General features: G+C 72.9%; 14 protein-coding genes. 11 read left to right on the top strand and 3 right to left on the bottom strand.

The window, feature by feature from the left end; translation table 11 throughout:
* Positions 1 to 124 precede the first annotated feature (124 nt).
* The 9 genes from V9U70_RS01090 to V9U70_RS01050 all read left to right on the top strand — a co-directional run bounded on the left by V9U70_RS01090 (position 125) and on the right by V9U70_RS01050 (position 10,772).
* Positions 125 to 1,057 (top strand): carbohydrate ABC transporter permease, encoded by a 933-nt coding sequence (locus V9U70_RS01090; protein WP_336672491.1) that lies wholly within the window; start codon positions 125 to 127, stop codon positions 1,055 to 1,057.
* Complete coding sequence (locus V9U70_RS01085) at positions 1,054 to 1,965, top strand: carbohydrate ABC transporter permease (RefSeq protein ID WP_336672490.1); 912 nt, start codon at positions 1,054 to 1,056, stop codon at positions 1,963 to 1,965. Before V9U70_RS01090 ends, V9U70_RS01085 begins: the two co-directional genes overlap by 4 nt.
* The gene (locus tag V9U70_RS01080; RefSeq protein WP_336672489.1) at positions 1,962 to 3,260 is read left to right on the top strand and encodes a Gfo/Idh/MocA family protein; all 1,299 of its coding nucleotides are present in this window, start codon (positions 1,962 to 1,964) and stop codon (positions 3,258 to 3,260) included. The genes V9U70_RS01085 and V9U70_RS01080 overlap by 4 nt, the downstream gene beginning before the upstream one ends.
* On the top strand, positions 3,257 to 4,114 hold the full coding sequence (locus V9U70_RS01075) for a DUF6807 domain-containing protein (protein WP_336672488.1): 858 nt from the start codon (positions 3,257 to 3,259) through the stop codon (positions 4,112 to 4,114). Before V9U70_RS01080 ends, V9U70_RS01075 begins: the two co-directional genes overlap by 4 nt.
* Entirely contained in the window at positions 4,111 to 5,640 is a 1,530-nt protein-coding gene (locus tag V9U70_RS01070; protein ID WP_336672487.1) for a glycoside hydrolase family 43 protein, read from the top strand. Before V9U70_RS01075 ends, V9U70_RS01070 begins: the two co-directional genes overlap by 4 nt.
* A 118-nt stretch (positions 5,641 to 5,758) precedes the next feature.
* Positions 5,759 to 7,093: an ABC transporter substrate-binding protein gene (locus V9U70_RS01065; protein ID WP_336672486.1), complete on the top strand. Its 1,335-nt coding sequence runs from the start codon at positions 5,759 to 5,761 to the stop codon at positions 7,091 to 7,093.
* A gap of 124 nt (positions 7,094 to 7,217) precedes the next feature.
* Complete coding sequence (locus V9U70_RS01060; RefSeq protein ID WP_336672485.1) at positions 7,218 to 8,051, top strand: rhamnogalacturonan acetylesterase; 834 nt, start codon at positions 7,218 to 7,220, stop codon at positions 8,049 to 8,051.
* A gap of 72 nt (positions 8,052 to 8,123) precedes the next feature.
* Positions 8,124 to 9,464, top strand: coding sequence for a pectate lyase family protein (locus V9U70_RS01055; RefSeq protein WP_336672484.1), 1,341 nt, complete (start codon positions 8,124 to 8,126; stop codon positions 9,462 to 9,464).
* A gap of 204 nt (positions 9,465 to 9,668) precedes the next feature.
* A complete protein-coding gene (locus V9U70_RS01050) occupies positions 9,669 to 10,772 on the top strand; it encodes a pectinesterase family protein (protein ID WP_336672483.1) in 1,104 nt (367 codons plus the stop codon).
* Positions 10,773 to 10,876: 104 nt separating this feature from the next.
* On the opposite strand, the gene V9U70_RS01045 is transcribed toward V9U70_RS01050, so the two are convergent.
* Positions 10,877 to 12,442 (bottom strand): pectate lyase family protein, encoded by a 1,566-nt coding sequence (locus V9U70_RS01045; RefSeq protein WP_336672482.1) that lies wholly within the window; start codon positions 12,440 to 12,442, stop codon positions 10,877 to 10,879.
* Positions 12,443 to 13,268: 826 nt separating this feature from the next.
* Between V9U70_RS01045 and V9U70_RS01040 the strand changes: the two genes are divergently transcribed.
* Positions 13,269 to 14,840, top strand: a complete 1,572-nt coding sequence (locus tag V9U70_RS01040; protein ID WP_336672481.1) for an APC family permease — start codon at positions 13,269 to 13,271, stop codon at positions 14,838 to 14,840.
* Between the two features lie 72 nt (positions 14,841 to 14,912).
* On the opposite strand, the gene V9U70_RS01035 is transcribed toward V9U70_RS01040, so the two are convergent.
* Positions 14,913 to 15,641: a siderophore-interacting protein gene (locus V9U70_RS01035; protein ID WP_336672480.1), complete on the bottom strand. Its 729-nt coding sequence runs from the start codon at positions 15,639 to 15,641 to the stop codon at positions 14,913 to 14,915.
* A gap of 123 nt (positions 15,642 to 15,764) precedes the next feature.
* Between V9U70_RS01035 and V9U70_RS01030 the strand changes: the two genes are divergently transcribed.
* Positions 15,765 to 18,725, top strand: a complete 2,961-nt coding sequence (locus tag V9U70_RS01030; protein ID WP_336672479.1) for a GNAT family N-acetyltransferase — start codon at positions 15,765 to 15,767, stop codon at positions 18,723 to 18,725.
* A 97-nt stretch (positions 18,726 to 18,822) separates the two neighbouring features.
* On the opposite strand, the gene V9U70_RS01025 is transcribed toward V9U70_RS01030, so the two are convergent.
* Entirely contained in the window at positions 18,823 to 19,284 is a 462-nt protein-coding gene (locus V9U70_RS01025) for an SEL1-like repeat protein (RefSeq protein ID WP_336672478.1), read from the bottom strand.
* Positions 19,285 to 19,349: the final 65 nt, after the last annotated feature.

Here is a 19,349-nt window from a genome sequence, read left to right as displayed (position 1 = left end):
CGGCAGACCCAGCGATATGTAGTAAGCGCTTGCTGTCGCGTGCGGCAGCAGGTCCGCACATCCAGCGCGTGAAGCGCGTACCAGAGAAGCGCGTGAAGCGCGTACCAGAGATCGGAGACGTGTCATGGCCCAATCCGCCGCCGTGGCCACACCGCCGCCCAAGGCGCCCCGGCGCCGCACGGCGACCCCCCGCCGCCTGCCGTATCTGCTGATCGCGCCCGCCGGCCTGCTGATGCTGGGCTTCATCGCCTACCCGGTGATCAGCGTCTTCTACTACAGCCTGCAGAACTACAACGTCACCAAGCCGTGGCGGAACGGCTTCGCCGGGTTCGACAACTTCCGGCGGATCTTCACCGAGGACGACCAGTTCTGGTCGACGCTCGCCTTCAGCGCCCAGTGGGTCTTCACCCAGGTCTCCCTGCAACTGGTGCTCGGCCTGGCGCTGGCGCTGATCGTCAACCAGACCTTCATCGGCCGGGGCATCTCCCGGGCCATGGTCTTCTCGCCCTGGGCCGTCTCCGGGGTGCTGACCAGCACCATCTGGATTCTGCTCTACAACTCCTCGACGGGCTTCAGCCGCTACCTCGCGGACGCCGGGCTCGGGGACTACGGCACCTCGGTGCTCTCGGACACCGGGACCGTCTTCTGGGCGGCCACCGTCACCGAACTGTGGCGCGGGGTGCCCTTCTTCGCCATCCTCATCCTCGCCGACCTCCAGTCCGTCTCCAAGGAGCTGTACGAGGCGGCGTCGGTGGACGGCGCGGGCCGGCTCCGGCAGTTCTTCCACATCACCCTGCCCCACCTGCGCGACGCGATCATCCTGGCCACCCTGCTGCGCGGGGTCTGGGAGTTCAACAACGTCGACCTGCTCTACACCCTCACCGGCGGCGGACCGGCGGGAGTCACCACCACGCTGCCGCTCTACGTCGCCAACACCGGCATCGAGGGTCACGACTTCGGGTACGCCTCCGCGCTCACCACCGTCGCCTTCGTGATCCTCCTCTTCTGCTCGATCGTCTATCTGCGCCTGAGCAAGTTCGGAGGCGACCACAAGTGACCGTCGTACTCACGGAGAAGAACGGCGCCGCCCAGCGGTCCGCCCTTCCCAGCGACCCGCCGCCCCCCTCGCGCCGCCGAACCGGGCGGGAGCGCGCCTACGACGACGTACCGCGCTGGCAGATCTACCTGCCGCTCGGCCTCTACCTGCTGTTCACGCTGATCCCGTTCTACTGGATGCTCCTGTTCGCCGTACGGCCCGCAGGCTCCACCTCGCTGGTGCCCTGGCCGATGACCGGGGAGCACTTCTCGAAGGTCTGGAACGAGCGCAGCTTCGCCGTCTTCTTCCAGAACAGCATGATCGTCGGCATCGCCACGCTGATCGCCACCACGCTGGTGGCCCTGGCCGGCGGCTACGCCCTCGCCCGGTTCACCTTCAAGATCAAGGGCGCGTTCATGCTGGCGCTGCTCTGCTCGCAGTTCATCCCCGGCGCGCTGATGCTCGTACCGCTCTTCGAGATCTTCCGGAACCTCCAGATGATCAACTCCCTGTGGAGCGTCGTCATCGCGGAGACCGTCTTCCAGCTTCCTCTGTCGATCATCCTGATCAGCGGGTTCATCAAGAACGTCCCGGTCACCCTGGAGGAGGCCGCCTGGGTCGACGGCTGCTCGCGCTTCACCGCCTTCCGCGCGGTCGTCCTGCCGCTGCTGCGTCCCGGGCTGATCGCCGTGGGGTCCTTCGCCTTCGTGCACAGCTGGAACCACTTCCTGTTCGCGTTGATGTTCCTCAGCGAACAGGACAAGCAGACGATCCCGGTCGGCCTCAACACCCTGATCGGCGCGGACAGCGTCGACCTCGGAGCGCTGGCGGCGGGCGGGGTCATCGCGGCGGTGCCCGTCGTGATCGTCTTCGCGTTCATCCAGAAGTGGCTCGTCACGGGCTTCAGCGCGGGCGCGGTGAAGGGATGAGCGACCTGACCTCCTCCAGCTCCGGCCTGAGGGTCCCCGCGACCGGCCAGAGGGCCCCCGCGACCGAGCTGACCGCCCCCGTGACCGACCCGGCCGCCACCGCCCGGACCGCTCCGGGCTCCGCCGCGCCCGTGCCCGTCGTGCTGGCCGGGGCCCGGGGGCACGGCCGCTGGCACCTCGCCAACCTGCGCCGGCTCCAGGACCAGGGCCGGGTGCGGCTGGCCGGGATCTGCGAACTGGAGCCGCTGACCGCCGACGAGCTGGCCGCCTTCGGCCTCCTGGGCGGCGACGCTCCCGAGCAGTCCGCCGACTTCGGCGCGCTCCTGGACTCCACCCAAGCCCGCGCCGCCGTCGTCTGCACCCCCATCCCGACCCACACCGGCCTGGCCCTGACGGCGGCGTCCCGCGGCGTTCATCTGCTGCTGGAGAAGCCGCCCGCCGCGAGCTGGGCGGACTACGCCCGGATGGCCGACGGCGTCCGGCGGGCGGGCGTGGCCTGCCAGATCGGTTTCCAGTCGTTCGGTTCGCACGCCGTGCCCGCCATCGGGGAGCTGGTCCGCTCCGGGGCGATAGGGGAGGTCACCGGCATCGGCGCCGCCGGGGCCTGGGTCCGCGACGACGCCTACTTCCGCCGGGCGCCCTGGTCCGGCCGGCGCAGGCTCGGCGCCGTGGACGTGGTCGACGGCGTGCTCACCAACCCGCTGGCGCACGCCGTGGCCACCGCGCTCGAACTCGCCGGCCGGGGCGCGGCCGAGGACGTCCTGTCCGTCGAGACCGAGCTGTTCCGGGCCCACGCCATCGAGGCGGACGACACCAGCTGCGTCCGCGTCACCACCGCCGACGGCCCGACCGTCGTCGTCGCCGCCACCCTCTGCGCGGCGCGGGCGGGGGAGCCCTACGTCATCGTCCACGGCGAGCGGGGCCGCATCACCTTCTGGTACAAGCAGGACCGCGTCCTGATCCAGCGCGCCGGCCACGGGCCCGAGGAGAGCGTCCACGGCCGGACCGACCTCCTGGAGAACCTGGTCGACCACCTGGAGCACGGCACGGCGCTCCTGGTGCCGCCCGAGCGCACGGGAGCGTTCATGCGGGTCGTCGAGGCCGTCCGGACGGCCCCCGACCCCGTCGCCCTGCCCGCCGACGCCTGGGAGACCCGCTACGACACCCCCGGCAGAAGCGCGCGGCGCACGGTGCACGGCGTCGACGACCTGGTCGCCGCCGGGGCCGAGTCCCTCGCCCTCTTCTCGGAACTGGGGGTCCCCTGGGCCCCCGGCAGCGAGGTGGCGGCCTCATGACCCGCCCCGCCGCGGCCCCGTCCGCCGCCCTGCCCCCGGAGCTCCTGGAGTGCGCCGGACGCACCGTCGCCCACTACGGCCACCGGTCGGCGGCCGACGGCCGCCCCCGCCTGCACCCCGTCACCACGCTCGCGGGCCGCACCGTCACCCAGGAGCGTCCCGCCGACCACCTGCACCACCTGGGCGTCTCCGTCGCCGTCCCCGACGTGGCCGGCCGCAACTTCTGGGGCGGACGGACCTATGTGCGGGGGCAGGGGCCCACTGCCCTCGACAACCACGGCGTCCAGCGCTGCGTCGGCCAGGAGCGGCAGGGCCCCGGCCGCCTGGCGCAGCGGCTCCTCTGGGAGGCGGACGGCGTCGAACTGCTGCGGGAGCACCGCACGGTGGAGGCCGTCGAACTCTCGGCGGCGGCCTGGGCGTTGGACCTCTCCTTCGCGCTCACCAACCACGGGGCGGACGCGCTGTCCATCGGCAGCCCCGCCACCAACGGCCGCCCCGGGGCCGGTTACGGCGGGTTCTTCTGGCGCGCCCCCAAGGAAGCCGCGCCGCCCGAGGTGTTCACCGCCGAGCGCGAGGGCGAGGAGGCGGTGCACGGCGCGGCGGCCGACTGGCTGGCCCTCGCCGGGGACGGCTGGACGCTCGTCTTCGCCGGGGCGAGCGCCGAGACCCGCCGCGATCCGTGGTTCGTGCGGACCTCCGAGTACCCGGGCGTCGGCTCCTCCCTCGCGGCGGACGAACGGCTCCCGGTGCCCGCCGGAGCCACCGTCGTACGCCGGATCGTCACCGTCGTCGCCGACGGCAGGCTGGACCGGGAGACCGCCGCCGGATACGTCCGACAGGCGGTGACCTCGTGAACCGGCCCTGGACCGCCGACCTCGGCGACGGCCTCTACCGCAACCCCGTGCTGAACGCCGACTGGTCCGACCCGGACGTCGTCCGCGTCGGCGAGGACTGCTATCTCACCGCCTCCAGCTTCGGCCGGGCCCCGGGGCTGCCGCTCCTGCACTCCCGCGACCTGGTCAACTGGACGCTCGTCGGGCACGCCCTGGACCGCGTCGGGCCCGCGGGCGACGCCTGCCCGCCCCGCCACGACGCCGGGGTGTGGGCGCCCTCCCTGCGCCACCACGCCGGCCGGTTCTGGATCTTCTGGGGAGACCCCGACCACGGTGTCCAGCAGATCAGCGCCGAGAGCATCGAGGGACCGTGGAGCGCCCCCCACCTGCTCAAGGCCGGCCGGGGCCTCATCGACGCCTGCCCCCTGTGGGACGAGGAGACCGGCGAGGCCTATCTCGTGCACGCCTGGGCCAAGTCCCGCTCCGGGATCAAGAACCGCCTCACCGGGCACCGCATGAGCGCCGACGGTCGCGAACTCCTCGATGAGGGACGGACGCTGGTCGACGGCGACCGGATACCCGGCTGGTTCACCCTGGAGGGGCCCAAGCTCTACCGCCACGACGGCTACTTCTGGATCTTCGCCCCGGCCGGCGGGGTGGAGACCGGCTGGCAGGGCGCGTTCCGCTCGCGCGACTTCTTCGGCCCGTACGAGGAACGCGTCGTGCTCGCCCAGGGCCGCACCGACGTCAACGGGCCGCACCAGGGCGGCTGGGTGCGGACCGCCGCGGGCGAGGACTGGTTCCTGCACTTCCAGGCGCGCGGGGCGTACGGGCGGGTCGTCCACCTCCAGCCGATGCGCTGGGACGCCGATGGCTGGCCCGTCATCGGCGACGCGGGCGAACCCGTCGCCACCCACCCCAAGCCGGCCGCCCCCGAGCAGCCCGTGGCGGCACCCGCCGTGGACGACGCCTTCCCCGGCGGCGCCTACGGCAAGCAGTGGCAGTGGACGGCCGCCCCCCGGTCCGACTGGTGGACCGAGCACGCCGGTGACGGGCTGCGGCTCACCTGCGTACGCACGGCTGACGCGCACGACTTGCGGCTGCTCCCCAGCGTCCTGGTGCAGCGGCTGCCCGCAGAGGAGTTCGCCGTCGAGGTGGACCTCGCGTTGCACAGCGACGAGCCGGGGGCCAAGGCGGGGCTCGCCGTCCTCGGGGACGCCTTCTGCTGGATCGGCCTGGAGGCGGGGGCGGACGGGACGCCCCGGCTCGTGCACCGCTACGCAGAGGGCGTCGCCGAGAGCGAACGGGACGCGGCGGAGGCCCGCGCGTCCCCCGGCGGGCGGGCCCGGCTGCGCATCGAGGTCACCGCGGGGGCCCGCTGCCGCTTCCTGGCCGACACCGGTGACGGATTCCGGCCCTCCGGACTGGTGTTCGCCGCCACCCCGTGGCGCTGGGTGGCCGCTCTCCTCGGCCTCTTCGCCACCGCGCCGGCCGGGTCGGGACCCGCCGGCACGGCGACCTTCACCGCGTTCCGCGCCACGCCCTGACCGCCCCGCGGTCGTTCCGCACCCCTCGTGCCATTCCGGAGAAGCTCCGCACCACCCCCTGAAACCCCCCGCAGAAGCACGGAACCACCCCGACACATCCGACAGAGAAGAGCCGACCATGAACATCTCGAAGACCCGGCGGGGGCGTACCGCATCCGCCGTCTCCCTCGTCGCAGCCCTCGCCCTGACGGCCGCCGCGTGCGGCGACGACGGCAGCGGAAGCGGGACGGAGGGCAGCGGCAAGGGCGAGATCACCTTCTGGGACAACAACGGCGGGCCGCGCACCGCCATCTGGACCGAGATCATCAAGGACTTCGAGAAGCAGCACCCGGACATCAAGGTCAAGTACGTCCCGATCCCCATCGCCGACGTCCAGTCCAAGTACGACACCGCGATCGCCGGCGGCGGGCTGCCCGACGTCGGCGGGGTCGGCACCGCCTACCTCGCCAACATGGTCTCGCAGGAAGCCCTGGAGCCGATCAACAAGCGGCTGGAGGGCTCCGCCCTGGAGGGCAAGCTCGTCGACACCATGGTCGAGAGCGTCAGGGCGGCCGCCGGCCGGGGCGACGACCTCTACTCCGTCCCGACCTCCGCGAACAACGGCGTGCTCTGGTACCGCACCGACCTGTTCGAGAAGGCCGGACTCGACGCGCCCGACACCTGGGCCAAGTTCTACACGGCGGCGGAGAAGCTCACGGACGCCCGGAACAACGAGTTCGGCTACACCATCCGCGGCGGCGCCGGCTCCATCGCCCAGGCGCTGGACGCCATCTACGGCCAGTCCGGCATCACGGAGTTCTGGGACGGCGACAGGACGACGCTCAACGACCCCAAGAACGTCGCCGCGCTGGAGAAGTACGCCGGCCTCTACAAGAGGACCACGCCCGCGGCCGACGTCAACAACGACTTCACCAAGATGGTGGCCCAGTGGGACACCGGCACGATCGGCATGCTGAGCCACAACCTCGGCTCCTACCAGGACCACGTGAAGGCCCTGGGCGTGGACAAGTTCGCCGGCATCCCGGCCCCCATCGGGGACAGCGGCACCCGTGTGCAGGTCTCCAACCCCGTCGACGGCCTCGGCCTCTTCCGGTCGAGCGACAACAAGACCGCGGCCTGGAAGTTCATCGAGTTCGCCGCCTCCCACGAGTCCAACAGCAAGTGGAACAAGTCGGCGGGCGCCATCCCGGCCAACACCGAGGCGGCCAAGGACCCGTGGATCAACGAGACCGAGCCGACCGCGCTCGCCGCGAAGGCCCTGACCGACGGCTCCACCAAGGTCGTCGACCTGCCGTACTACCTGCCCGACTGGAACAACATCAGCAAGGCGGACAACGAGCCGGAGTTCCAGAAGCTGCTCCTCGGCAAGATCACGGCCAAGCAGTTCCTGGACAAGATGGCCGATGAGCTGAACGCCGCCAACAAGGAGTGGGCGGAGCTGGGCAACGGCTGAGACCCGCCGTCCCGCACGCCCCGCCCCCGATGACGGGAGACCGGCGGCGGTCCGGGTCGCGCCCCGCCGCCGGTCTCTCTCTCCCCGCGCACACGCACACGCCCTTCGAGAGAGGCAGCCTCCCGTGTCACTCACCCGCAGACAGACGGCCACCGCACTGCTCGCCCTGCCCCTCGCCCTCACCGCCACCCCGGCGCTCGCCGACGGGGGCGGGGGCGGGGGCCGCCCCCGCCCCCGTACGCTGCACATCGCCGGCGACTCCACGGCCGCCGAGAAAACCGCCGACGCCGCACCCGAGACGGGCTGGGGCATGGCGCTCCCCTTCTTCCTCGCCCACCGCCTGCGGGTCGCCAACCACGCGGTGAACGGGCGAAGTTCCAAGAGCTTCATCGACGAGGGCCGGCTCACCGCCCTCCTGGACGGCGTCCGCCCCGACGACCTGGTCCTCGTCCAGTTCGGGCACAACGACGAGAAGACCGACGACCCGGCCCGCGGCACCGACCCGTACACCACCTACCAGGAGTATCTGCGCCAGTACGTGAAGGGCGCCCGCGAGCGGGGGGCCCGGCCCGTGCTGATCACCTCCGTCGAGCGCCGCCGGTTCGCCGCCGACGGCACCGCCCGCCCCACCCACGGCGCCTACCCCGCCGCCATGCGCGCCCTGGCGGCACAGGAGGGCGTCCCGCTGATCGACGTCCAGGCGCTCTCCCTCGCCCGCTGGCAGCAGCTGGGCCCGGACGGCACCCTGCCCTGCTTCCTGTGGCTGGAGCCCGGCGAGTCGCCCAACTACCCCGCGGGCGAGGAGGACAACACCCACTTCCGGCCGCCGGGCGCGGTCGACGTGGCCCGGATGACCGCACGCGCGCTGCTCGACGCGGGCGTCCTCGCCCACCGCGACCTCCGCCGCCTCGACGATCCGGTCCCGGGCGACTGGATCACCTGGGACCGGACGGCCTGACCGGGGACGCCGTCCCCTCTCTCCCCCCTTTCCCCTCACTCCGCTTCCTCTGACGACAGAGAAGGATTCGCCATGCCCGCACGCATGCGTCACACCCGGGCCGTCGCCGTCACGCTGGGCTGCGCCTCGATGGCCCTCGCCCTGGGCGTCCCCGCCCACGCCGCCCCGCAGCCGCGCCACCACGGCGCGGGGATCGAGCGCGCCGTCCTGCCCGCCGGAGACGGCTGGGCCTCCGCGGAAGGCTCCACCACGGGTGGCGCGGACGCCGCGCCCGAGCACGTCTACACGGTGTCCGACCGGGCCGAACTCGTCGCCGCCTTCGAGGAGGCGGGCGACGCGCCGAAGATCGTCCGGGTCTCCGGGACCGTCCACGGCAACTCCGACGCCTCCGGCGCCCCGATCGGCTGCGAGCAGTACCAGACCGGCGGCTACACCCTGGAGAAGTACCTCGCCGCCTACGACCCGGAGGTCTGGGGCGCCGACCGGACCCCCGAGGGCCCGCTGGAGGACGCCCGCGCGGCCTCCGCCAAGCTCCAGCAGGCCGCCGTCAACGTCCGGGTCCCGTCCAACACCACCCTGATCGGGGTCGGCGAGAACCCCGAGATCATCGGCGCCAGCCTTCAGGTCAGGGGCGTCTCCAACGTCATCATCCGCAACATCTCCTTCAAGGACACCTACGACTGCTTCCCCCAGTGGGACCCCACGGACGGCCAGGCGGGCGCGTGGAACTCGGAGTACGACAACCTCGTGGTGTACGGCTCCCGGCACGTCTGGGTCGACCACAACACCTTCAGCGACGGCGACCGCCCCGACTCCGAGCAGCCCCACTACTTCGGCCAGGTGTACCAGCAGCACGACGGCCTCTTCGACATCGTGCGCGGCGCCGACCTGGTCACCGTGTCGTGGAACGTCCTCAAGGACCACGACAAGACCATGCTCATCGGCAACAGCGACAAGGCCGGGGACACCGACCGCGGCAAGCTCCGCGTGACGCTGCACCACAACCTGTTCAAGGACGTCAAGGAGCGCGCGCCCCGCGTCCGTTTCGGCCAGGTCGACTCGTACAACAACCACTTCGTGGCCACGCGCGGCAGCTCCTACGGATACACCTACGGCATCGGGGCGGAGTCCCGCCTGGTCGCCGAGCACAACGCGTTCACGCTCGCCCGCGACGTGGACAAGGCCACCGTCCTGAAGAAGTGGTCAGAGGCCCCGCTCACCGCTCAGAACAACTACGTCAACGGGCGCGAGACCGACCTGATCGCCGTGCACAACGAGGGCGTGCCCGACGAGCAGCTCGCCGAGGGCGCCGGCTGGACCCCCGAACTGCGCACGACGGTCCACCACCCCCGGGCCGTCCCCCTGCTGGTCGGCCTGAAGGCCGGGGCGGGCAAGGCGCCCGGCCGCCGATGACCGACGCGCGGCCCGGCGTACGGGGGAACGCGCCCCCGGCTCCCGTGTGAGCCCGCCCCCGTGTCCAGGGGGCGGGGCCCGCGCCTGACCGCCCACTCTCCGTACCCGCGCACCTCTGAACCGGCCGGAGCGGCACCGCATGCTTTCCAGCACCCCGGAGAGCGCCGCTCCGGCCTTTCGCCGCCCACTTCGAGGAGTACCGCCATGCCCACCCGACGTACCGCCCTGTCCCTGCTCACCGGTGCGGGCGCCACGCTCGCCCTCGGTGCGCCGGCCGCCCACGCCCGGCCCGCGCACCCCCGCCCCTTCGGCCGCTACGGCTCACCGGCCCGGCGGCTGGACCCCCGCACGCTGTACGTCGACGCGCACGGGCGGGGCGACCACACCGACGTCCAGTCCGCCGTCGACGCGGCCACCGGGGCCGGACACACCGTCGTGATCGCCGCCGGGGTGCACCGGGCCACGCTCGTCGTCGGCGCGGAACACCGCGACCTCACGCTGGTCGGCGCGAGCCCCGACGCCCGCGACACGGTCCTGGTGTACGACAACGCGGCGGGCACGCCCCGGCCCGACGGCTCCGGGACGCTGGGCACCAGCGGATCGGCCTCCGTCACGGTCAAGGCCGCGGGCTTCACCGCCCGCGACCTGACCTTCGCCAACGACTGGCTGCGCTCCGACAACCCTGAGTACACCGGCGCCCAGGCGGTGGCGATCAAGGTCCAGGGCGACCGGTCGGCGTTCTACGGCTGCCGGTTCCTCGGCCACCAGGACACGCTGTACGCCGACTCCCCGTCCCTGGCCGTGCCCGCCCGGCAGTACTACCGCGACTGCTACGCCGAGGGCGACGTGGACTTCGTCTTCGGCCGCGCCTCCGCCGTCTTCGACCGCTGCCACTTCCGCACCCTCACCCGCACCGACCGGACCGCCGCCCCCCACGGCTTCGTCTTCGCCCCCAGCACGCCCGGGGCCAACCCGCACGGCTACCTGGTCGTGCGCTCCCGGGTGACCAGCACGGCCCCCGACGGCTACTACAAGCTGGCGCGCCCCTGGGTGCCGTCCTCCGACCCCACCGCGCACCCGATGCTCACCGTCCGCGAGAGCCACCTCGGTGCGGGCATCGACGCGTCGGAGCCCTACGGCACCATGTCCTCCGGCTTCCCGTGGCAGGACCAGCGCTTCGCCGAGCACCGCAACTACGGACCCGGCGCCCGGGTCACCGTCCCGGCGAACCGGCCCCAGCTCAGCGCCTTCGAGGCAAGCGCCCACACCCCGGCCCGCTGGCTGGGCGACTGGCGTCCGCGCGGGTGATCCGGGGGCGGTACGCCGGACAGGGCCCGCACTCCCCGTCGTACGGGGGGTGCGGGCCCTGTCCGGTTCGCCGGGCGGGCGCCGCCGGCGCGGCGGCAGGGGCGCTAGCTCGCGTAGGTCTCGTACTCGGCGATCTTCGGGGTGCCGGTAGAGCTGATGATCTCGAAAGTGATCTTGCGCAGCGTGGTCCGGGGGAAGGAGACGGCCCCCGCCCCGTCGCCGGAGGTCAGGACGGCCCCGGTGTCGGCGTCCCGGAGCCGCCAGGCCCCTATGGCGCCGGCGGAGCCCGCCGCCTCCCGGATGACGACCGCGGACACGGCGGTGGGGGAGTCCCACTTGATCGAGGCGTGACCGGTCGGGCCGGCGGGCGACCAGTAGGTGTTCAGGTCACCGTCCCGCAGGTTGCCGTAGCTCGTCCCGGAGGCCTTGCTCGACCCGTCGGAACCGGCCCCGATGCTGAGGTTGGTCCCGCTCGGCGGCGTGGGGTCGGTGGGGCCGGGCGTGGGGTCGGTCGGACCGGGGGTCGGGTCGGTGGGGCCGGGCGTCGGGTCGGTCGGCGGCTGCGTCGAGCAGTTGCCGTCCGACACCTTCAGCCCCTTGCCCGCGCCCGCCGTCCGGCTCACCACGTCCGGCACGCAGCCGGCCGCGTCGGCGGAGTAGGAGTAGGGGATGCTGACCGTGGTGGTCGACTTCATGTCGGGCCCGGCGGGCCTGTTGCCGCTGCCGGGGCTCGACCAGGTCACGTTGTCGAGCGTGTTGCCGCTGACCTGCCAGTAGCCGGCCGCGTCGGTGTAGAAGGTGCCCAGGACGTCCTTGGAGTCCTCGAAGTAGTTGTTCTCCACCTTGGCACGGGCGCCGGCGCGGGAGTTGATGCCGGAGCTGTTCAGCCTCACGTAGTGGTTGTTGTACATGTGGGCGATGCCGCCCCGCAGCAGGGGCGCGCGGGAGTCGATGTTCTCGTACAGGTTGTGGTGGTACGTGATGAAGCCGTTGGAGACGTCGCTCTCACTGGACCCCACCAGGCCGCCGCGCCCGGAGTTGCGCAGGGTGCTGTAGGACAGCGTCACGTACTTGGTGTCGGCCTTCATGTCGAAGAGGCCGTCGTACCCCTGCGACTCGCCGCCCGACGCCTCCAGCGTGGTGTGGTCGACCCAGACGTTGCGGACGCCGGACTCCATGCCGATGGCGTCACCGCCGTTGGACGTGGGCGAACCGGACTTCTTGACGTTCCGGACGGTCACGTTCTGGATGACGATGTTGCTGGACTCGCGTATGTGGATGCCGATCTGGTCGAAGACGGCTCCACCGCCGACGCCCACGATCGTGACGTTGCTGATCTGCTTCAGCTCGATCACGTCGGCGGCGGTGTTGCAGCTGGCGCCCGACACCTTGCTGGTGTTGCCGTGGTTGATGGTGCCTTCGACCTCGATGACGATCGGGGTGCTGGACGCGGCCCGGCCGCACAGGGCCGCGTGGATCGCGGTGCCGGTGGTGGCCCGCACGGTCTGTCCGCCCGCGCCGCCGGTGGTTCCGCCGTTCTGGGTGGCGTAGCCCGTGGCGCCGCTGGTCGCAGCCGCCGCGGTGGGCGCCGTCAGGGCCACGCCGCCCGCGGCCGCCAGGGCCAGGGTGGCCAGTGCCGCTTGCAGTCGCCGTGCGACTGGTTGCCTCATGTTCGTCTCCCCATGCGTCTTCGGATGGTCGGTGATGGCATGCCTGCCATGGGCATGACATATGGGAGCGCTCCTGGAGGAGCGGGTGGCGCCGTGCGGAAGGGGTGGGGCTGCGGCCGCCGGACCGAGGCCGGACGGGTCGCTGTCGAAGCCCGCACCGGATCGGCGGCCGGGGTGCGCGGTGTCACGGCGGGTGCCGTGGCGACCGCTCGATCAGGCCAGGTATCGGTGTGGCCAGAAAGCGCTTTCTCCGCTCTTCTTCAGTGAAGATAGAGGGGGTGGGTGGCTCTGGCAAGGTGCGTGCAGCTGTCGGATTCCCGCCGTCGCCGGGTGCGCTCAGGGCTGCGCAAGGGCGGTGACGGCCAGGTGAGTCGGGGTCGTCCGGGTGACGGGCAGGGGTGAGGCCCGCGCGAGGAGTCTCGGGCGCCGCTCGGGCCGGCGCGCGGGGCGGGGTGGGAAAGGCAGGGCCCCCGAGGGCGCGCATGAGGGCCCGCTGTGGAAGCGCTACCACTGGACTGGCGGGCGCGGTCGGCCCGGGGCGCGGCCTCGTGCGCTCGGCGCGCCCCGGCGTGAGGCGGGCGGCCGTCCGGTCCCGCGGGGGGCTCCCCGGAGGCCGCGCGGGAAAATTTTGAACCGCAACAAAACGGGCAGGGCTGCGATTACCGTACGGCGACACTTCCTCCGGGTCGGCCTGCATTGCAAGGTTTCACGCGAGCTTCACCTTGAATTAGGTGCGCAAGTCTCGCGAGTCGCCCGGCTATCCAAGGGTGAGACGTCGGAGTCTCATGCTCCGGATGTGGATATCGCAGCACATACGGTCCTCCTCATGACTCAGGTGGACGCGCGGCCACGGGCCGGAGACACGGTGACGGGAAGCTCCCCGGCCGACGGCGGTGTACGCGGCAAGGGGCTGGGCGGGAACTCCGTCGGCCTCATGGGCAGTGCCGTCATCGGCGTCTCCACCGTGGCCCCCGTCTACTGCCTGACCTCCACCCTCGGCTCCACCGCCGGAGAGGTCGGCGTGCGGATGCCCGCCGTCTTCCTGGCCGGGTTCCTGCCGATGCTGCTCGTCGCCTTCGCCTACCGGGAGCTGAACAGGGCGATGCCGGACTGCGGCACCTCCTTCACCTGGACGGTGAAGGCGTTCGGCCCCCGCGTCGGCTGGATGTGCGGCTGGGGTCTGGTCATCGCGACGATCATCGTCCTGTCCAACCTGGCGGGCGTCGCCACCTCCTACTTCTGGTTGCTGGCGGGCGAGATCACCGGCAGCGGCGCGGTCGCCGCCCTGGACGACAGCAAGGCCGTCCACATCGCCACCTGCCTCGTCCTCATCGCCGTCGCCACCGCCATCAGCTACCGGGGGATGACCGCTACCAAGGGCATCCAGTACGCCCTGGTCGGCCTCCAGCTCGCCGTCCTCGCCCTGTTCGTGACCATGGCCGTCGGCAAGGCGGACGGCGGCGGGGCCGAGTTCGCGACCTCGCTCGACTTCTCCTGGTCCTGGCTGAACCCGTTCGCCGTCCAGTCCTTCGCCGCCTTCACCGCGGGCCTGTCCCTGTCCATCTTCATGTTCTGGGGCTGGGACGCCTGCCTGACCGCCAACGAGGAGACCACCGGCAGCGAGAAGACCCCAGGCCGGGCGGCCCTGATCGCGATGGTCGTCCTGGTCGGCTCCTACCTGGCCACCGGCATCGCCGCCCAGATGGCGGTCGGCGCCGGCACGTCGGGGCTGGGCCTCGCCCACCCGGAGACCTCCGACAACGTCTTCGCCGCGCTCGCCGGACCGGTGATGGGCCCCGGCCTCGGCGTCCTGCTCTTCCTCGCGGTCCTCGCCTCGGCCGCCGCCAGCCTCCAGACGACGTTCATCCCGGTCGCCCGCACGGTCCTCGCGATGTCCGCGTACGAGGCGATGCCGGCCTCGTACGCCAGGGTCCACCCCCGCTTCAGGACACCCGGCCGGGCGACGGTCACGGCGGGCATCGGCACCGGCGTCTTCTACACCGTGATGACCCTGCTCAGCGAGCACGTCCTGGTCGACACCATCTACGCGCTCGGCCTCATGATCTGCTTCTACTACGCACTGACCGCCTTCGCCTGCGCCTGGTACTTCCGCGCCGAGCTGACCCGGTCCGGACGGGACCTGGTCTTCAAGGGGCTCTTCCCGGTCGTCGGCGGGGCCCTGCTCGCCGCCGTCTTCGCCAAGACCCTCTACGACATGTGGGACCCGGCGTACGGCTCCGGCTCCTCGGTCCTCGGCGTCGGCTCCGTGTTCGTCATCGGGGTCGGGCTGCTGCTCCTCGGCCTGGTGCTGATGGCCGGGATGGAGCGGCGCAGCCCGGCGTTCTTCCGGGGCGAGGTGCTGACGAAGGAGACCCCGGCCCTCGTGGTCGAGGACTGAGGTCTCCCCGGCCCCCCCGCCGTGCGCCGGCGGGCCGCGACGGCCGCCCCGTGCGGCGGCGCGGGCGCGGGGCTAGGGGCGCCAGTAACCCAGGGCGTGCACCCGGTCCTTGGGCAGTCCCAGCTCCTTGCGGAGGTACGCGGCCAGGGTCCGGGTGGTCGTCGTGTCGCAGGCGACCCAGACGTAGGCGTCGGAGTGGTCGTCGCCCAGCAGTCCGGGCAGGGCCGCCTTCACCTCGGAGACCAGGTGCGCGCCCCCCTCGCGGCGCTCCACGTAGTGCACGGTGTGGTGGGCCGGGTCGAGGCGGAAGGGGAGTTTCCGGTCGTCCTCGTGCGCTGTCTCGAACCAGAGCGTCGCCGGGATGCCGGGGACCGCGTCCAGCAGGGAGTTGATCGCCGGCAGCGCCGCCGCGTCACCGATGAGGAAGAGCCGGGACGGAGCAGGGTCGGGCAGGGTGAAGCCGGTGCCCTGGAGCGTCGCGTCGATGGTGTCGCCGGGCTTCGCCGCCCGCGCCCAGGTGCACGCGGCTCCCTCGTGCAGGGCGAACTCAAGGCTGAAGGCGCCGGCCTCCGGGTCCGGGTCGACCAGGGTGTAGGCGCGCTGATGCGGCTTGCCCGCGTTCTCGAACCACAGGCGGACCCACATCGTCGGATGCGCGCCGCCGGTCGCGGCGAGCAGCCCCCCGTCGCTCAGGTGCACCCGGTGGAACCGGTCGGTGACTTCCTCCGCACCGGTCACCGTGAACGTGAAATCACGCCCCCGGAGGATCTTGAGAACGACGCCTTCCCAGCCATGCCCCACGGTGTCTCCTGCCTCGCCCCGCCGCCCCGGCCCAGTGCCAAAAGGGCATTTTAGGTTAGGCTAACCTAAAACTCGAACGCTGGGGAGTGGCTGAAAAGCACCGGGAGTGGGAGAGGCAAGGCTATGACCGCTGATGTCGAGGGCGCCAGACCCGAGGTCACCTGGGATGCCGACGGGTCCTTCGAGGTCTTCCGGGACGACTGGGGGATACCGCATCTGCGGGCCGCCGACGCCATGGCCCTCGCCCACGCCCAGGGCCGCGACGTCGCCCTCGACCGGGCCTGGCAGCTGGAGACCGAGCGGTGCCGGGTGCTCGGCGCCACCGCCTCCCACCTCGGCGCGGAGGCCGTCGAGTGGGACCGGTTCGTCCGGCGGGCCCGGCTCGCCGACACCGCCCGCCGCTGCTTCGCCCGCCTCGCGCCGCAGACCGCGGCCTGGGTGGGCGCCTACGTCGACGGGGTCAACGCGGGGCTCGCGGAAGGGGCCGCCCGCGCCCCCGAATTCGCCGCCGCCGGCCTCGCCCCGGGCCGCTGGGAGCCGTGGACCCCGCTCGGCGTCTGGCTCTCCACACACATCCTGTTCGCCGGGTTCCCGACCAAACTCTGGCGTGAAGAAGTCGCTCGCAGGCTCGGCGAGGACCACATCACCCTCTTCGCGACGGACGGACCCCACACCGCGGGCAGCAACGGCTGGCTGCTCACCGGGGAGCGCACCGCCACCGGCGCCCCCCTCATCGCGGGCGACCCGCACCGCTTCATCGAGGACCCCGGCGTCTACCAGCAGATCCGGCTGGCCTGCCCCGAGTTCGACGTCGTCGGCCTCGCCGTGCCAGGCGTCCCCGGGATCGCCCACTTCGGTCACACCGGGGGAGTCGCCTGGGCGATCACCAACGCGATGGCCGACTACCAGGACCTCTACCGGGAGCGGCTGCGCCGCACCCCGGACGGCGGCGTGGAGGCGCTGGGCCCCGAGGGCTGGTACCGGGCCCACGCCCACACCGAGACCATCGAGGTCGCGGGGGCGGAGGCGGAGACGGTCGAGGTGATCGAGACGGACCGCGGGCCGGTGATCATCGGCGAGGCGCCCGGGGACATACCCGGTGGGGCGCCCTGCGGCCCGCGCGAGGCCCCCCGGCCCGGCTCCGACACCGACGCCGCCACCTCCGACGCGCCCGTCATCAGCCTCCGCTACCCGCCCCGCGTCACCGGCGACCTGGGGTTCGACGTGCTGCCCGCGCTCCTGCGGGCCCGTACGGTCGCCGATCTCGACACCGCCCTCGACCGCTGGGTCGAGCCCGTCAACGTGGTCCTGGCCGCCGACACCGCCGGGGCCACCCTGCACCGGACCGCCGGATACGTCCCCGTGCGCCCGCACGCGAACCGGCTGCGGGTCGTCCCGGCCGACGACCCCGCGTACGCCTGGCGCGAGGGCGCGTCCCTCCCTCTGCCCCGTGCCGGGGCGGACGGCCCCGACGGCATCGCCGTGATGGCCAACGAACGCGGTCTCGCCGCCCCGCTCGGCGTCGAGTTCGCCCCGCCGCACCGGGCCGAGCGGATACGCGAACTGCTCGCCGCCGGGCCGGGCCGGTCGGCCGCCGACATGGCCGCCGTCCACACCGACACCCACCTCGCCTCCGCCCGCCCGCTGCTGTCCCTGCTCGCCCGCGCCAGCGGCCTCGGGCCGAACGCCGAACGCCTCCGGGACCGGCTGCTGCGCTGGGACCGTCATATGGACGCGGACAGCACCGACGCGACGCTCTACGCCCGCCTCCGCACGGACGTCGTCCACCGGCTGGCCGGACACCCCGCCCTGCGCCCCGTCACGGGGGTGGACGACCCGTGGCGCTCGACCGCCTGTCCGCCGCTCTTCCGCCCCTGGCTCGCCGCCGTGCCCCGCATCGGCTACGCCCTGGAGAGCCTGCTCGGCGACGGGCTCCTGCCGCGCGAGGACCGGCTGGCGGTGGTCGCCGCCTCCGCGGAGGCGGTCGCCGCGACGGTCGAGGAGACCCCGCCGGGCCCGTGGGGCCAGCTGCACCGCCTGACCCCCTGGCAGGCGCTTCCCGACGCCGCCCCCGACGAGGTCTGGCCGGGGGTCGCCGGCGACCACGACTGCGTGCTGTCCACCTCCAGCGTGCCCGGCGTCACCGACCTGTTCGCCCGGGGCCCGGCCGCCCGCTACGTCTGGGACCTGGCCCGCCGGGAGGACAGCCGGTGGGTGGTGCCGTTCGGCGCGTCCGGCGTCGCGGGAACCGCCCACCACCGCGACCAGACGCCCCTGTGGGCGCGGGGCGCCCTCGCCCCGGTCGTCACCGACTGGAACCTGCTGCACCGCACCGAGCCGCCCGCCGGCCCCCGCACCGGGCGCCGCCCCGGACGGCCCACCGACTACCGTGCCGATCCCCGCCCGAAGGAGAGCCCCGCCATGACCGACGCCGCCCGAGCCGCCACCTCGCCCACGGACCCGGAATCCGCCGTTCCCGCCGCGTCCGCCGCGTCCGCCGCGTCCGCCGCGTCCGCCGCGCCCGACCTCCGTACCGCCGTGTACGAGCAGAAGGTCGAGGGCTTCGGCGCCGTGCGCCTGGTCCCCGTCGACCCTGCGGCCGACCTGGATCTGCTGTACGGCTGGGTCACCCAGGAGCGGGCCCGCTTCTGGGGCATGGGCGACCACACCCGTGAACAGGTGCGTGAGGTCTACGAGTTCCTCGACTCGCTCCCGACGCACCACGCCTACCTGGCGCTGCGCGACGGCGTTCCGGCCGCGCTCTTCCAGACGTACGAGCCGGACGCCGACCCGGTCGGAGAGTGCTACGACGTCCAGCCCGGCGACTTCGGCGTCCACCTGCTGGTCGCCCCCGCCGACGCGGCGGTGAAGGGGTACACGGACGCCCTGCTCACCGCGTTCATCGGATGCGTCTTCAGCGACCCGGCCCACCTGCGCGTCGTCGTCGAGCCGGACGCCCGCAACGACAAGGCCCTCGCCCGGATGGTCCGGGTCGGTTTCGAGCTGGGCCCGGAGATCCAGAAGCCGGAGAAGACGGCCCGGCTCGCCTTCCTGACCCGGACGGCGGCGCTGAGGCTCGTGTGAGGGGGGACCGGATCTCGTAGCAGGAGGAGGCGGGCACCGGACGCCGTGCGACGCGGACAGAGCAGCGCGGGACACGGGGGCTGCGCCGCCCGGACGGCTACGGCGGCCCCGCGCCGTCCGTGTGCAGGGCGCCGCCCGGCCGGAACAGCCGCTTGGCCACCGCGTGCCCCCGCTCCGCCGCCATCCGGAACCACGGCTCCGCCTCCGCCAGGCCGTCACGCTCCTGGACCAGGCGGCCCAGCTCCCACATGGACTCCACGTCACCGGCCCGCACGGCCTGCCGCAGCATCCGCTCCGCCGCCTCCGGACGCCGCTCCGCCCGCGCCGCCAGGGCCAGGGCCCGCAGCTTCCGCACCGCCCGCGCGTCTCCGGCGGCGGCGGCCGCGGCGACCTCCCGCACGGTGGCGGGACGGCGGCCGCGGTCCCGGAACAGCAGCAGGAGCCCGAGCACCCACATGATCCAGCTCAGACTGATCAGCGTGCCGTTGCCCGTGATCACGCCGGTCAGGCTCAGCGCGCCGCCCGCGGGCAGCAGGAAGTACCCCAGTCCCAGCCCCATCCCAGTCCTCTCCGTTCCGCGTGGTCCATCCCTTCCCGTCCCGCGGCCCTCCGTACCGGGCCCGC

The organism is Streptomyces pratensis, assembly GCF_037137275.1.
Lineage (GTDB): Bacteria > Actinomycetota > Actinomycetes > Streptomycetales > Streptomycetaceae > Streptomyces > Streptomyces pratensis_B.
This window is presented reverse-complemented; position numbering and strand designations above follow the sequence as displayed.

Bases quoted from the DNA above. Each gene is read 5' to 3' on its own strand.
- V9U70_RS01030 (WP_336672479.1), top strand. From the start codon at position 15,765: ATGACCGCTGATGTCGAGGGCGCCAGACCCGAGGTCACCTGGGATGCC.
- V9U70_RS01045 (WP_336672482.1), bottom strand. From the start codon at position 12,442: ATGAGGCAACCAGTCGCACGGCGACTGCAAGCGGCACTGGCCACCCTG.
- V9U70_RS01025 (WP_336672478.1), bottom strand. From the start codon at position 19,284: ATGGGGCTGGGACTGGGGTACTTCCTGCTGCCCGCGGGCGGCGCGCTG.
- V9U70_RS01040 (WP_336672481.1), top strand. From the start codon at position 13,269: ATGACTCAGGTGGACGCGCGGCCACGGGCCGGAGACACGGTGACGGGA.
- V9U70_RS01055 (WP_336672484.1), top strand. From the start codon at position 8,124: ATGCCCGCACGCATGCGTCACACCCGGGCCGTCGCCGTCACGCTGGGC.
- V9U70_RS01050 (WP_336672483.1), top strand. From the start codon at position 9,669: ATGCCCACCCGACGTACCGCCCTGTCCCTGCTCACCGGTGCGGGCGCC.
- V9U70_RS01090 (WP_336672491.1), top strand. From the start codon at position 125: ATGGCCCAATCCGCCGCCGTGGCCACACCGCCGCCCAAGGCGCCCCGG.
- V9U70_RS01080 (WP_336672489.1), top strand. From the start codon at position 1,962: ATGAGCGACCTGACCTCCTCCAGCTCCGGCCTGAGGGTCCCCGCGACC.
- V9U70_RS01075 (WP_336672488.1), top strand. From the start codon at position 3,257: ATGACCCGCCCCGCCGCGGCCCCGTCCGCCGCCCTGCCCCCGGAGCTC.
- V9U70_RS01065 (WP_336672486.1), top strand. From the start codon at position 5,759: ATGAACATCTCGAAGACCCGGCGGGGGCGTACCGCATCCGCCGTCTCC.